Annotated in this window: 13 protein-coding genes and 2 riboswitches; of the genes, 6 read left to right on the top strand and 7 right to left on the bottom strand. The window is 50.0% G+C overall.

Going from position 1 to position 13,890, the window contains the following annotated elements; all coding sequences use genetic code 11:
- Positions 1–18 precede the first annotated feature (18 nt).
- Positions 19–1,065: a BMP family lipoprotein gene (locus DTO96_RS04610; protein ID WP_114562422.1), complete on the bottom strand. Its 1,047-nt coding sequence runs from the start codon at positions 1,063–1,065 to the stop codon at positions 19–21.
- Positions 1,066–1,515: 450 nt separating this feature from the next.
- Positions 1,516–1,612: riboswitch (glycine riboswitch) on the top strand.
- Positions 1,613–1,715, top strand: a riboswitch (glycine riboswitch).
- 48 nt (positions 1,716–1,763) lie between these two features.
- Here DTO96_RS04610 and gcvT point away from each other — a divergent pair.
- The 3 genes from gcvT (at position 1,764) to gcvP (ending at position 6,404) form a co-directional block, all read left to right on the top strand.
- On the top strand, positions 1,764–2,849 hold the full coding sequence (gene gcvT / locus DTO96_RS04605) for a glycine cleavage system aminomethyltransferase GcvT (RefSeq protein ID WP_114563922.1): 1,086 nt from the start codon (positions 1,764–1,766) through the stop codon (positions 2,847–2,849).
- Positions 2,850–3,034: 185 nt separating this feature from the next.
- Entirely contained in the window at positions 3,035–3,415 is a 381-nt protein-coding gene (gcvH, locus tag DTO96_RS04600) for a glycine cleavage system protein GcvH (RefSeq protein WP_114562421.1), read from the top strand.
- A 157-nt stretch (positions 3,416–3,572) separates the two neighbouring features.
- Positions 3,573–6,404, top strand: coding sequence for an aminomethyl-transferring glycine dehydrogenase (gcvP, locus tag DTO96_RS04595; protein ID WP_114562420.1), 2,832 nt, complete (start codon positions 3,573–3,575; stop codon positions 6,402–6,404).
- 142 nt (positions 6,405–6,546) lie between these two features.
- On the opposite strand, the gene DTO96_RS04590 is transcribed toward gcvP, so the two are convergent.
- A complete protein-coding gene (locus DTO96_RS04590) occupies positions 6,547–7,362 on the bottom strand; it encodes a glycosyltransferase family 2 protein (protein WP_157964323.1) in 816 nt (271 codons plus the stop codon).
- 234 nt (positions 7,363–7,596) lie between these two features.
- On the opposite strand from DTO96_RS04590, the gene DTO96_RS04585 reads away from it, so the two are divergent.
- Together DTO96_RS04585 and DTO96_RS04580 are read left to right on the top strand one after the other, a co-directional pair.
- Positions 7,597–8,187 carry a CBS domain-containing protein gene (locus DTO96_RS04585; RefSeq protein WP_114562418.1) on the top strand — a complete coding sequence of 197 codons (591 nt, stop codon included), beginning with the start codon at positions 7,597–7,599 and terminating at the stop codon, positions 8,185–8,187.
- A gap of 307 nt (positions 8,188–8,494) precedes the next feature.
- Complete coding sequence (locus DTO96_RS04580; protein ID WP_114562417.1) at positions 8,495–8,995, top strand: hypothetical protein; 501 nt, start codon at positions 8,495–8,497, stop codon at positions 8,993–8,995.
- Positions 8,996–9,096: 101 nt separating this feature from the next.
- Here DTO96_RS04580 and hemH read toward each other — a convergent pair whose 3' ends face one another.
- The 5 genes from hemH to DTO96_RS04555 form a co-directional block, all read right to left on the bottom strand.
- Positions 9,097–10,083 (bottom strand): ferrochelatase, encoded by a 987-nt coding sequence (gene hemH / locus DTO96_RS04575; RefSeq protein WP_114562416.1) that lies wholly within the window; start codon positions 10,081–10,083, stop codon positions 9,097–9,099.
- 324 nt (positions 10,084–10,407) lie between these two features.
- A complete protein-coding gene (locus DTO96_RS04570; protein WP_114562415.1) occupies positions 10,408–11,403 on the bottom strand; it encodes an NAD(P)H-dependent glycerol-3-phosphate dehydrogenase in 996 nt (331 codons plus the stop codon).
- Positions 11,404–11,596: 193 nt separating this feature from the next.
- Positions 11,597–12,046: a protein-export chaperone SecB gene (gene secB / locus DTO96_RS04565; RefSeq protein ID WP_114562414.1), complete on the bottom strand. Its 450-nt coding sequence runs from the start codon at positions 12,044–12,046 to the stop codon at positions 11,597–11,599.
- A gap of 68 nt (positions 12,047–12,114) precedes the next feature.
- Positions 12,115–12,378: a glutaredoxin 3 gene (gene grxC, locus DTO96_RS04560; RefSeq protein WP_114562413.1), complete on the bottom strand. Its 264-nt coding sequence runs from the start codon at positions 12,376–12,378 to the stop codon at positions 12,115–12,117.
- A gap of 37 nt (positions 12,379–12,415) precedes the next feature.
- Complete coding sequence (locus DTO96_RS04555) at positions 12,416–12,826, bottom strand: rhodanese-like domain-containing protein (RefSeq protein ID WP_225972559.1); 411 nt, start codon at positions 12,824–12,826, stop codon at positions 12,416–12,418.
- 311 nt (positions 12,827–13,137) lie between these two features.
- On the opposite strand from DTO96_RS04555, the gene gpmA reads away from it, so the two are divergent.
- Entirely contained in the window at positions 13,138–13,884 is a 747-nt protein-coding gene (gpmA, locus tag DTO96_RS04550; RefSeq protein WP_114562411.1) for a 2,3-diphosphoglycerate-dependent phosphoglycerate mutase, read from the top strand.
- Positions 13,885–13,890 lie beyond the last annotated feature (6 nt).

Here is a 13,890-nt window from a genome sequence, read left to right as displayed (position 1 = left end):
TGACATTGGTTGTGTTATTTATTTACCATCGCAAGCCACTTTGATTTTGCCTTCGATGATGTCTTTTTTGATCTGAGCCACTTTGGTGCGCATGTCGTCGGTAATCAACGCTTTATTGTGCTCGTCATCCGCCCAATCCACACCGTTTTCAGCCAAGCCCAAGGACACAGGGCCGGTTTTGAACTGCCCTGCTGCCGCTTCGGTGAATGCATTTTTCACCGCCACGTCCACGCGTTTGACCATCGAAGTCAGCATCGTGCCTGGGAACAGGTAGTTTTGGTTGCTGTCCACACCAATTGCGAATTTTTTATTGTCTTTTGCCGCTTGATACACGCCATTGCCCGTGCCACCTGCTGCTGCAAAAATCACATCCACACCACGGTCAAACTGTGCTTTTGCCAATTCGCCACCTTTGGTTGGGTTGTTCCATGCCTCACCCGTTGTACCGACCGTGCTTTTGATGACTTCAGCTTTTGGATTGGCGTATTTCGCGCCTTGTTCGTAGCCACACGAGAATTTGCGAATCACGGGGATGTCCATGCCGCCAACGAAACCCACTTTACCAGACGCAGACTTCATCGCTGCCAATGCACCAACCAAGAAAGAACCTTCTTGTTCGCGGAATTGTACCGATTTGACATTGGGCTGTTTGACTTCAGAATCCACGATCACAAAATTTGATTTGGGCAATTCTTTGGCGATTTTATCCAAGGCTTCTGCGCTGTTGAAACCCATGGTTACAATTGGGTTACCGCCGCGCTGCGCCATTTTACGCAATACACCTTCAAGCTCAGTTGGATTTTTCAACTCAAAATCCATGTAACTTTTACCCGTATCTTTTTTGAAAGCTTCTGCACCGTTGTAAGCGGACTCATTGAACGATTTATCAAACTTACCACCCGCATCAAAAATGATCGCTGGACCGCCTGTTGAGTCCGCTTTGGCTTCTGTTTTCGCATCTGCGGCAGCGGGTGCTGCAGCGTCCTTGGGTTTGTCTTTGGCACCACATGCCGCCAAAGTTAAAGCAGTGAACGCTGAAGCCAATAAGATGTGTTTGTTATTCATGTGCGACCCCTTATGTGTTCGACGACTATCGAGTGCATTTCGCCGAGTTTCAATTAAAATACGAGTACGATGTGTGTTTTTATACGACATTCGTTTAATCGTACATGATTTTTTATACATTTTCACCTGTTTTTGATGATTCATTGTAAATCCTAAAAGAGCTCAATTAAAGTCCTGACGCATGATGATTTACACGAAGTGAAATCCTCAGTTCATTCGTGGCTTTAATGAGGGGTGAGCCAGATCCTGATTGCTTCATTTAAACAATTGGCAAACACGCTGAAACACTGAAAACTCAATACATCACTCACCACATTTGCCTCATAAAAGATGTGCGGCGCTTGTTTTCCATCTCAAAACATTGCATTTAAAACACCTCAAAAATGACGGTTTGCTGTTGCGCTCAACTCAATCTTCATTTGACATCGCTTCGCTTTCCCCGTAAAGTGACACCGTTCGTTAGGAGAGCATTGTCGGGTCAATCTGACCCACAGTCGCCGAAGGTGAATTCCCAAAAACTCTCAGGCAAAAGGACTATCGAACAGATTCATATCATTCTGGAGAGCGTCAGCACGCGCTGACCACCGAAGGGGCGCGCAAAGAACAGACTTTGCCACAATCTCTCAGGTATCAAGGACAGAACGGGACTTTATTCACAAGCCACAGCACACCGCGTGGCTTTCCCGGGATGCACCACCATGACTTTAAAACACACCGTTTTACACTCCACTCACATTGCCGCTCAAGCGCGCATGGTCGATTTTGGCGGCTGGGACATGCCCGTCAATTATGGCTCTCAAATCGAAGAACACCACACTGTCCGCAGCGATGCGGGCATGTTTGACGTCTCACACATGCGCGTCGTGGACATCACAGGTGATAAAGTTCGCGATTTTTTACGCTATGTTTTGGCCAACAACGTCGATAAGTTGCAAATCGCAGGCAAAGCGCTGTATTCGTGCATGTTGCGCCCTAATGGTGGCGTGATTGATGATTTGATCGTTTATTATTTCAGCGAGGACTTTTTCCGCCTCGTGGTCAATGCAGGCACCGCCGATAAAGACATCGAATGGTTAAATGCACAAAATGCTGAAGGTCAGTTTGGCTTGGTCATCGAACCCCGCCCAGACTTTGCCCTGATCGCCGTACAAGGCCCCAACGCACGTGCCAAAGTATGGGCAACATTTCCATTCACACAAGCACCATCCGAACCCCTCAAACCGTTCAATACCGCACGCATTGAACACGATGGCGGCGAATGGATGGTGGCTCGCACGGGTTATACGGGTGAAGATGGTTTTGAAATCGCTGTTCCTGCGACCATCGCGGCCGATGTGTGGACTCAACTGACCGCCAACGGTGTTCGCCCCGCAGGCCTCGGTGCACGCGATACACTGCGTTTAGAGGCAGGAATGAATTTGTACGGTCAAGACATGGATGAAAACATCAACCCGCTCAACGCAGGTTTGGCATGGACGGTTGACTTGGTCAGCGAGCGCGATTTCATCGGCAAATCAGCCCTCAGCCAATCAGCACAACTCGTCGGCTTGGTTTTATTGGACAAAGGCGTTTTACGCAGCCATCAAACCGTTGAAACAGTGCATGGCGAGGGCGAAACCACCAGCGGTACATTCAGCCCCACCATGCAACAGTCCATCGCATTCGCTCGTGTACCCGTCGGCGTCGAAATCGGTGACACCGTTCAAGTCATCATCCGCGATAAAAAACTCAATGCAAAAGTTGTCAAACTGCCGTTCGTACGCAATGGCAAAGTTTTGGTTTAAAATCATGACCATGCCCGTCACTCCGACGTGAGCTGGAATCCAGTCAAATGTTCACATGTATTGACCACGGTTAACCACATTGGCATTAACAGTGCACTTTGCGCCCCTCTGGATTCCCGTTTACACGGGAATGATGGATTTGTAAACGCAATCTCTACTCTCACCACTTCATAAAAGGACTTCACATGTCAGTCAATCAAAACCTCAAATACGCCGCCAGCCACGAATGGGTCAAAGTCGAAGCCGATGGCACGATCACCGTGGGCATTTCTGATCACGCCCAAGCGGCTTTGGGCGACATCGTTTTCCTCGAGTTGCCAGAAGCAGGTCGTGAAGTTGAAAAAGAAGAAGCGGTTGCCGTCGTCGAGTCAGTCAAAGCCGCAAGTGACATTTATGCGCCTGTTGCAGGTACAGTGCTGGCACGCAACGATGCCATCGCCGACACACCAGAAGACATCAATAACAACCCATACGACAGCTGGTTGTTCAAGATCAAGCCCACCGATTTGGCCGATGTTGATGGCTTGTTAACTGCTGAGGCCTATGCGGCCAATATTGGCGAATAAATCAAAGCGATGAATTAAAAGTCAATGGATGGGGGCTGTGCTTAACCCATCCCAGGCAAAACGTGTTCGCCCAATACACGAGCGAACCCATCGCGTTTACAACCCACCCACCTGCTGCTTGGGTCTCCCAAAAGCAGGTTTTACTTTTGGGACTCTTATGACCAGCACCACCTTCGCCGCCCGCCACATCGCGCCTGATATTTCCGATCAATCACACATGCTGCACACATTGGGTTATGGCTCACTGGATGAGTTCATTGCCGCCGTTGTGCCCGACAACATTCGCCGTGACAACATGGCTTTGGGTGAATTCACCCGTGGCTATTCTGAAGAAGCCGCCATTGCTCGCCTGCGCGAACACGCCGATCAAAACAAAGTACTGAAAAGCTTCATTGGCCAAGGTTACTACGGCACTCACACGCCTGCGGTCATCCTGCGCAATGTGTTGGAAAACCCAGCATGGTACACCGCTTACACGCCCTACCAGCCTGAAATTTCACAAGGTCGCCTCGAAGCGTTGTTGAATTATCAACAAATGATCATCGACTTGACGGGCATGGACATTGCCAATGCATCCATGCTGGATGAGGCCACAGCGGCCGCAGAGGCGATGACGCTCGCATTGCGCAATTCAAAATTAAAAAATGACATTTTTTATGTCTCCGAAGACATTTTTCCGCAAACCCTCGAAATCATCCAAACCCGCGCCAAACCGCTGGGCATTGAAGTGCGCGTATCGGCCAATTTGAACGATGCGATCACCAATGACTGCTTCGCCGTTTTAGTACAATACCCTGCGGCCAGTGGTGCGCTGAACGATTACAGCGAACTCGCGACGGCAGCGCACGCACAAGGCAAAGCGGTCATCGCCTGCTCAGATTTGCTCGCTTTAACTCAACTCAAATCGCCTGGGGAATGGGGTGCGGACATCGTCATTGGCAACACGCAACGTTTCGGTGTGCCGTTCGGTTTCGGCGGCCCACATGCCGCCTTCATGGCGACCAAAGATGCATTCAAACGCTCCATGCCTGGCCGATTGGTCGGGGTATCGGTTGATGCACAAGGCAACCCAGCATTGCGTCTCGCACTGCAAACCCGTGAGCAACACATTCGTCGTGAAAAAGCCACCTCAAACATTTGCACGGCTCAAGCCTTATTGGCGATCATGGCCAGCATGTATGCGGTCTATCACGGCCCCGATGGTTTGAAAAAAATCGGCGCACGTGTGCACCGTTTGACCTCATCGGTCGCCGCGGCACTGACCGCAGCCCATGTCGCTGTGGTCAACACCACATGGTTCGACACCTTGACACTCAAAGTCAAAGATGCATCGGCATTGCACCACGCCGCCCACGTGGCTGGTTTGAATTTACGCGCCATTGATGCGCAGCACGTCGGCATTTCAATCGATGAAACAACCACAGCTGCAGACGTCCATGCCCTGCTCACCTTGTTTGACGCCGTTCCCGTGCACCACGATGCCGACACCATTCCAGCCGCATTGCGTCGTGAAAGTGCATTTTTGACGCATCCAATTTTCAACACGCATCACTCAGAACACGCGATGTTGCGCTATTTGCGCGAATTGTCGGACAAAGATTTGGCACTCGACCGCACCATGATCCCGCTTGGTTCGTGCACAATGAAGCTCAATGCAACCAGTGAAATGCTGCCCGTGACGTGGCCTGAGTTTGGACAAATCCATCCATTCGCACCCAATTCGCAAACGGTTGGCTACCGCGCCATGATTCAAGAAGTTGAAGCCATGCTGGTCGCGGCAACAGGCTATGCCGCGGTCAGTTTGCAACCCAATGCAGGTTCACAAGGCGAATACGCGGGTTTACTCATCATCCAAAAATACCACACCAGTCGTGGCGAATCACACCGCAACATTTGCCTCATCCCTTCATCGGCACACGGCACCAACCCCGCTTCCGCCGCAATGGTGGGCATGAGTGTGGTCGTGGTCGCTTGTGATGAACGCGGCAACGTTGACGTGGCCGATTTGAAAGCCAAAGCCGAGCAACACAGTGCGAACCTCGCCGCTTTGATGATCACCTACCCATCAACCCACGGCGTATTTGAGAAAAGCATCACTGAAATTTGCGACACCGTACACGCCCACGGCGGTCAAGTCTACGTTGATGGCGCCAACATGAACGCCATGGTCGGACTGTGTGCCCCAGGCCAATTCGGTGGTGATGTCTCGCATTTGAACTTGCACAAAACCTTCGCCATCCCTCATGGCGGTGGTGGCCCTGGCATCGGTCCTGTTTGCGTTGCGGCGCATTTGGAACAATTTCTACCCAACCTCAACGCCATTGGCTACCAGCGCGATGCACATGGGATCGGCGCCGTTTCAGCTGCGCCTTACGGCAGCGCAGGCGTATTGCCAATCACATGGATGTACATTGCCATGATGGGTGCGGCGGGTCTGACTGAAGCGTCAAAAGTGGCGATTTTATCGGCCAACTATTTGGCAAAGTGCATCTCTGAGCACTTCCCGATCCTCTACACTGCTGAAAATGGCCTCGTTGCCCATGAATGCATCGTCGATGTGCGCGGCGTCAAAGACACAGCAGGCATCACCGTTGATGACATCGCCAAACGCTTGATGGATTTTGGTTTCCACGCCCCGACCATGAGTTTCCCCGTCGCAGGCACACTCATGATTGAGCCCACTGAATCCGAACCTCTCGCTGAACTCGACCGTTTCATCACCGCTTTCGCCACCATCCGTGCCGAAATCGCCCAAGTCGAAGCAGGTGAATTACCCGCGGAGGACAACCCTTTGAAGCACGCCCCCCACACCGCAGCCGTGGTGTGTGCAAACGAATGGACACATGCTTACCCACGTGAGCAAGCCGCGTATCCGGTCGCTTCATTGCGCACCCGTAAATACTGGCCGCCAGTGGCTCGGGTGGACAATGTGTACGGCGATCGAAATTTGTTTTGTAGCTGCATACCTGTGAGTGAGTATGAAGCGTAAATAAAAAATCCCGCATGAAAATGCGGGATTTTTTATTATGGGTTGCCCTTTTAAGAGCCAGATCAGATGTGCCATCATTTCATACATCAGTCGAAAATTTTCAGCAGTTGGGTTAAGAGTTGGGCTTGAAGCAGGTCATACATTACGGTGTTTTTTCCACCACCACAAGCGGCACCACCTTGCCATCGTTGCCATTGTCAAGGGCTTGATGAATGTCACGGAGGTTTTGCTTAATCCGTTCAGTGACGGCATCGGCGGCTTGCAGGTCGGCAGCAGTGATGTGTTCGGGTTGTTGAGCATAAAGGAGTGCATTGAGCATGCGTTCGCCATGACTGCCTTTTTTATGACGGTAGTGGACACCCGGTTGATCAAATAGGGTGCCAATGGTAAGACTGTGGTTGTATAAGGCAAGATTGAAGGAAACATCTTCACCACCAAAGCGTTTAAAGAGATCGTCATGTGGAAACCCACCTGCGGCAAGGTAGATATTGCGTTTGATGATGAGATTGCCTGCGCCAAGCATTTCGATGCGCCACCATGCTTGAGCGAATTGTTCATGTGCGGTGTAATGTTCGGGCCAATCCAGAGGGTGGAGTGCAAGACGAATGGCGGCGAGTTCGGGCATGGCGCGAAAAGCGTGGGCGGGGGCGTCAAGGGCGTAACGCTCATACACATCGTCGGCATCGAGAAAAGCAATGTGAGGTTCATTGACATGCAGCGCAGCCCAATTGCGTGCGAGGGATGCGCCACTGCGGGTGGGCATGCAGAGGAGCCTAATTTTCTCAGGGTATTGGCATGTCAGTTGTTCGGCGATGCTGCGGCTGTGGTCGGTGGACTGATCGTCAATGATCCAAATGCTGCTAACGGCGACTTGCATCAGTGCGCTGTAAACCGCTTCGGCAAGGGTTTCGGCAGCGTTATAACATGGGATGATAACGGCAATGTGGGGTGTACTCATGTGTGCTTCCATTGCATCGGTGAAGGGATGTTCAGTGTCAAGGTGTGTCGGCATCTTGACTTCAGTTTTTTGAAATATCATGGCATAAAAATAACATTTCATTACAATTCACTTTACATGAATGGCGTGTTTGGGATTAGAATATTTACGTGGCTGGAGATGCCATGACGTTCCGATGTTGCTTGGGCACAGCGGTCGCAGTGCCCGTTATTTCATATTTAAAAAGAGGCCATCATGTCCATTGATCATTACCCCGCCCTGACTGAAATCAATTTAAAAGGTGTTGCCGTGTACGCACAACCACCCAAGCGTGCGCACAGCGAGGTGTCCCTCACCTCCAGCGCGACAGAGGTGATGACCGATTTCCACCATCATCCAGCGATCACCATACAGTCGGATATTTCAATTGATGATGCCAATGCAAAAATGATTTCATTTGGAATTCGCTCCTTATTGGTAACAAACAACAGCGGTCAGATCATCGGCATCATGACGGCAACGGATATTTTAGGTGAGAAGCCGATGAAGGTTCTACAACAGCGCGGTGGGCGTCACCAAGACATCACCGTGTACGATGTGATGACAGCCAGTGATCGGTTATTTTTTGTGCATTATGATGATTTGAAAAATGCAAAAGTCGGGCATGTGTTACAAACATTGAAGCAATCAGGTCGCCAACACACACTGGTGTTAGAAGAGGATGATGCTGGCAATGAGATTGTGCGTGGTATCGTCTCTGCAGCACAGATTGCGCGCCAATTGGGCTTGTCGCACCATGCCGACGTCGCACGGACATTCATGGACGTTGAACATGCATTGAAATAAGGTGTGAGGGCAAGAGGCCCCAGCCCCATCGAGCCATGACATAACAAACATTCAAACCAAAAATCCCGCTTCAGCGGGATTTTTTTCGTTGATGAGATGGCATTTGAAAAGACATAAAACAGGACCGCGCAATAAAAAGTCCTTCAGGCTTGCATATTAGTTCAGAATTTGATATATTTCTTTAAGGATATTCATATATCTTTATGGCTACTCTCAATGCCACACGGGCAAGCGCATTGATTTTAAGAAATATTCAGCCATATATTGCCCAACTCTTTCTATTTTTTCAATCCATACAGGAGTTTTTATGCGAACGTCTTTACAGATACTCTCAACACTGATGGTGGCGCACATGGCCATCACCGCACAAGCGCAAACTTTAGGCACCAGCCTCCCCCCTTCAACCAGCGCCACAGAAACAACAGTGGCACCATCGACTGCACCATCGGTAACGGCCCCCGCAGCAACACAGTCCGCCACACCAACTGAAGCAAGCGCACCCATTGCACCCCAAGCACCTACAGCGCCAGCAACGGCGGTGACGCCCAACAAGTCGATCACCCATTGGTTGTGCGGTGAGAAAGCCACACCATTGTTGTTGACCAACGATGAAACCAAAGGCCTAATAGAAATTGAAAACAGCACCGTCGAAATGAACCATGTCCCTACCGAACAGGGTGTGAGTTACAGTGCCGCTGATGGCTCAGGTGCGAGCTTTACCATCATGAACAATGCCGCAGTGCTTGTTGCGGCCAACAAAGACAAAACCTCATGTGCTTTGATTGAGCAGCCCGCTGTGACTCAATAACACATACACACAATCGTGACTCCCTCTAACCGTGCATCGTTGTTTTACATGGTGCACGGTATTTTTATAGGCCTTGTATGCGGCATGTATGGGGCTTAAAGTTAAGCCAATGCCAAATCACGCAACAAATCGATGTGTTCAGGCTCAGTGTTCAAGCAAGGCAAATAATGATAAACAACGCCACCACGTGCCATAAAGACCTCGCGCAACTCAATATTCACCTCTTCCAAAGTCTCCAAACAGTCGGCCGCGAACCCAGGACACATCACGTCGACACGGTGCGTGCCTTTGTCAGCCAACCGTTCAAGTGTGGTTTGTGTGTAAGGTTGCAGCCATTTTTGAGCCCCAAAACGCGATTGAAACGAGAGTTTCACTTCATTCTCAGTCAAACCCAGTGCTTGTCGCAACAACTCCGCCGTGTGAATGCATTGTGTTTGATAGGGATCACCGCGTTGGACATTGCGCTCAGGTAAACCGTGAAAACTGAGCAACAACACATCACCCGCAGCAAAATCCGGGCGACCATGCGCCTGCCAATGTTTGAGCACGCTGGCTTTGAGCGCCTCAATGTATGCTGGATGAGCATGGTAGTCTTCGACCAAGTCATAAGTGAGCGAAAACTTGTTTTGAGCCATCGCTGTTTTGAGCGCGTCATCCACCGTGGCGGTGGTGGTCATCGAATATTGTGGGTACATCGGGATGACACGAACATGACTGAAACCATCTGCGACAATGCGTTGCAAAACATCGGCGACAGCGGGATTTTGATAGCGCATTGCCCAATATACGCTGACGCCCTTTTCACCCTCTTGATTCATCTGCGCATGAAGTGCACGCGCTTGCGCGGCGGTGATGGCTTTCAAAGGCGCGCCTTCGGCTTGCCAAATGGCAGCGTATTTCTCAACCAGCTTGGGTGGACGCGTGCGCAAAATGATGCCATGTAAAATCGGCCACCAAAATAATTTAGGGATGTCCACAACGCGGCGATCCCCCAAAAATTCAGCGAGATAACGGGCAATGGCAGGGGCGGTTGGTTCGTCGGGCGAACCCAGATTGACCAGTAAAACAGCGTGTTGGGTTGAGTTCATGGTGTCATTCTTTGATCAATGGGGCACGATGGCATCCATATCATTGTAACTTTGGTTGGGTCGTTGAAGCGGGGCTGCAATGGGATGTGATTCAATTTTAGAGTTCTTTAAGTCTTTAGAATTCTTTAAGTTTCTTTGATGGCAATGTTTGATGAGCGATGATTGGCCGTGCCGTGTTAATCACGCACCCCACACGCAAGTCATCAAAAAAACCAGAAAAATCAAGGAAGTGAAACCAATGCATTTTTTCAATCAACAGATGAAATTATAAAAATACAAATAGAGCGAACCAAGAAGCATCCCCCTCGCTCCACCCCACATCCTTTAGTTTTCGCTGGAAGCCTCTCGGGTCAGCAATTGCTGTACGGCATCTGCAGGTGACAAGCCATCCAACACCGCACACACCGCTTTCGTGATGGGCATGTCAACACCATGCTGCGCCGCCAAAGCCGCCATCGCATGGGCACACAAAGCCCCCTCAGCCACATGACCTAAATGGGCCGTGATGTCTGCAATTGATCGTCCAGCGCCCAAAGCCAAGCCCACACGGCGGTTGCGTGACAGGTTGCCCGTGGCGGTTAAAATTAAATCACCCACTCCCGTCAATCCGCTCAACGTCGTCGGTTGTGCACCCAAGGCAAGCCCCAAACGCATCATTTCGGCAATGCCGCGGGTGATGAGTGCGGCACGGGCATTTGAGCCCAGCTCAAGTCCATCACACACACCCGCAGCAATGGCCAAGACGTTTTTCAACGCCCCACCAATTTCCACCCCGATGACATCGGTGCTGTGATAAATCCGTAAAGTGCTTTGATTGAGTTGTTGTACAAACCCCATGTTAAGGCGTTCATGGCTCGAGGCAAGCACCAACGCGCAGGGTAAATGTTGGGCGACCTCAGCTGCAAAAGAAGGACCCGACAATGCACCCACAGGGGCATCAGCCCCAAACACATCGGCCATGATCTGATGCGGCAAAGCCAGCGTGCCACGTTCCACCCCTTTACACAGCCACACCAAGGATGCCTCAATGCCCGCATCGGCAATTTTATGGCTGATGCTGCGCAATGCAGACAACGGTGTGGCGATGATGATGAGGTCATTTGCACTGCTGTGTTCGGCCAAAACTTTGTCGAAATGTTCGCTGAAGCGCAACTGCGGGTGAAGCCGCGCATTGGGTAAATACGCGGAGTTGTAGTGCGTTTGCGCCATAGATGACACCAGCACCTCATCACGCCCCCAAAGGGTGACACGGTGTTGGGCGGCCAACGCTGACGCCAAGGCAGTGCCCCAAGCGCCCGCCCCAAGAACAGCTATTTTCATCGGTACCTAAGAAAAAACGGAAAAAGTGAAATCACCTCTTCCGTGCTTTAAAGTTGGAGTTTTTAACAGAGAAGCCCTGAAAAAAATGAAACACTAGGGTGTAAATCAGCTTTTTTAGACTGGCCGCATTTAACAGCAATTAAAAAACCCACTCTACACACCCTTTAATACTTATTGAAGGCTTATTGAAGATTTACTGAACCGTTGGTGTGGCTGCACCAGCGATTTTATCTTGGTAAAACTGTTCAAAATTCACTTCGGTCAAATGCAATGGCGGCAATGTGGCGCGTGTGAGTAAATCAGCCACGTTGGCACGCAAATAAGGATACAACATGGATGGACAAACGATGTGCAACACAGGCTGCAATTGGTCTTCTGGCAAATTGCTGATTTCAAAAATACCCGCTTGTTTCGCCTCAACCAAGAAGAACACTTTGTCATTCAAACGCGCCGTCAATGTCACGCTGACCTCAACTTCGTACGCATCGCTGTCGAGTTGGCGGTTTTCGGTTGACACTTCAACTGCGACTTGCGGTGCTTCATTTTCTAAAAAAACAGCAGGCGCGTTGGGCATTTCCAAAGAAGCGTCTTTTAAGTAAACGCGGCGCAAATCAAAAGTGGGTTGTTGTGCTTGTTCTGGCATGTTTTTTCCTAAAGGTCGTATATGAAATGAAGCAATATTTTTTAAACAGTTATAAATAAGTCAGGCGATTAAGCTTCGCTGTTCAATAAAGGCAATAAACCGCCTGCCCGATCCAGTGCGGACAAGTCATCAAAGCCGCCCACATGGGTATCGCCAATGAAAACCTGTGGCACCGTTCGGCGCTGGGTGATCGCCATCATCTGCTCACGCAATGTGGGGTCTTCATCAACCCTGATTTTGTTAATCTCGGCCACACCTTTTTGCTTGAGCAGCATTTCTGCACGGGTGCAGAATGGGCAGTAGCCTGTGGTGTACATGGTGACTTTTTGCATGGTTTCAATCCTACATTTTGCTGTAATTTTAATTCAATTAGCTTTTAACAATCGGCAATTGCGCGTCTTTCCAAGCATTCAAGCCGCCCTCAATGACATGAACATCAGCATACTCTGCTTTAGTCAACAGCACAGCCGCCTTCACAGCACTCACCCCTCGGTCACACACCACGAGCACGGACTTGTCTTTTTTTAATTTCAACAAGGGCAATTGCTCATTGAGGTTACTCAAAGGCAAGGACTTGGCGTTTTGAATATGACCCGCAGCATAAGCTTCAGCAGAGCGCACGTCAATGATTTGCGCACGTTTATTGATGAGCATCGTGGCCTCGGTCACGGTGATTCGTGAAGCCCGTGAACCCGTCAAGGCGGGCCAAAGCAAGGCCCCTCCCGAAATCGCCGCAATGGCCGCAAGGGCTAAATTCATAGGCTGTAAGAAGAAATCCACAATGTATCCTTATCTCGCAATTAAAATCATTAAAAAACAAAGGAAACATTATAGAATATAAACCGCCGCGCGTCCAAGGCATGCGCGTCAAATGCTCTAAAACGCTGTTTTTCTTCAATCGCGTCACCCATTTTGGTCTTTTTAACATTTAATCAACTGCCAATGGCAGCCCATTAACAACGACCAATCGACGGTGAGTTCATCTGATGCCATGCCCAGCGACACCACTTGATGCAAACTTGATGCGAGTGCATCTGTTGTGAGGCACAAAAAGAGGGTAAAATTCTATGGTTAATTTTAAAGGGGATGTTATGTATAAGGTTGTGTTATTTCGCCACGGCGAAAGTCAATGGAATTTGGACAATCGTTTCACAGGTTGGACCGATGTGGATTTGACAGAAAATGGTCGCGCTGAAGCCGTGCGTGCGGGCAAATTACTGAAAGAAGCTGGTTTCAAATTTGACGTAGCCTTCACGTCGGTGTTGACCCGAGCGATTCGCACGTTGTGGGGCGTACTTGATGAAATGGATCAAATGTACATTCCCGTGCACCCTGATTGGCACTTAAACGAGCGTCATTATGGGGCATTGCAAGGTTTGAACAAATCAGAAACTGCGGCTCAGTATGGCGATGAGCAGGTGTTGATCTGGCGCCGTGCGTATGCGATTGCACCCAATCCATTGGAAAAAAGCGACCCACGCTGGCCTGGCAACGACGAACGTTATGCAGATGTGCCCAAAGATTTATTGCCAACAACCGAATGCCTGAAAGACACAGTGGAGCGCGTTGTACCGTATTGGGAAGAGTCGATTGTGCCATTCATTAAAGCGGGCAAAAATGTGGTCATCGCTGCACATGGCAACAGTTTGCGGGCACTGGTCAAGCATTTGGACAACATCGGCGACGACGAGATTGTCAACTTGAATATCCCAACAGCTCAACCTTTGGTTTACGAGCTGGATGACAACATGAAACCGATTCGCAGCTACTATTTGGGCGATGCCGATGCGATTGCTGCAGCACAAGCGGCGGTGGCGAATCAAGGCAAATCCAAGTAATCAAAG

The sequence above is a fragment of the Ephemeroptericola cinctiostellae genome, assembly GCF_003339525.1.
GTDB classification, from domain to species: Bacteria; Pseudomonadota; Gammaproteobacteria; order Burkholderiales; family Burkholderiaceae; genus Hydromonas; species Hydromonas cinctiostellae.
Note: the sequence above shows the minus strand (reverse complement) of the source record. Positions and strands in the feature narration are given on the sequence as shown.

Coding starts and splice junctions, on each gene's coding strand:
- gpmA (WP_114562411.1), top strand. CDS start 13,138: ATGTATAAGGTTGTGTTATTTCGCCACGGCGAAAGTCAATGGAATTTG.
- gcvP (WP_114562420.1), top strand. CDS start 3,573: ATGACCAGCACCACCTTCGCCGCCCGCCACATCGCGCCTGATATTTCC.
- DTO96_RS04590 (WP_157964323.1), bottom strand. CDS start 7,362: ATGAGTACACCCCACATTGCCGTTATCATCCCATGTTATAACGCTGCC.
- hemH (WP_114562416.1), bottom strand. CDS start 10,083: ATGAACTCAACCCAACACGCTGTTTTACTGGTCAATCTGGGTTCGCCC.
- gcvH (WP_114562421.1), top strand. CDS start 3,035: ATGTCAGTCAATCAAAACCTCAAATACGCCGCCAGCCACGAATGGGTC.
- DTO96_RS04580 (WP_114562417.1), top strand. CDS start 8,495: ATGCGAACGTCTTTACAGATACTCTCAACACTGATGGTGGCGCACATG.
- secB (WP_114562414.1), bottom strand. CDS start 12,046: ATGCCAGAACAAGCACAACAACCCACTTTTGATTTGCGCCGCGTTTAC.
- grxC (WP_114562413.1), bottom strand. CDS start 12,378: ATGCAAAAAGTCACCATGTACACCACAGGCTACTGCCCATTCTGCACC.
- DTO96_RS04585 (WP_114562418.1), top strand. CDS start 7,597: ATGTCCATTGATCATTACCCCGCCCTGACTGAAATCAATTTAAAAGGT.
- gcvT (WP_114563922.1), top strand. CDS start 1,764: ATGACTTTAAAACACACCGTTTTACACTCCACTCACATTGCCGCTCAA.
- DTO96_RS04610 (WP_114562422.1), bottom strand. CDS start 1,065: ATGAATAACAAACACATCTTATTGGCTTCAGCGTTCACTGCTTTAACT.
- DTO96_RS04570 (WP_114562415.1), bottom strand. CDS start 11,403: ATGAAAATAGCTGTTCTTGGGGCGGGCGCTTGGGGCACTGCCTTGGCG.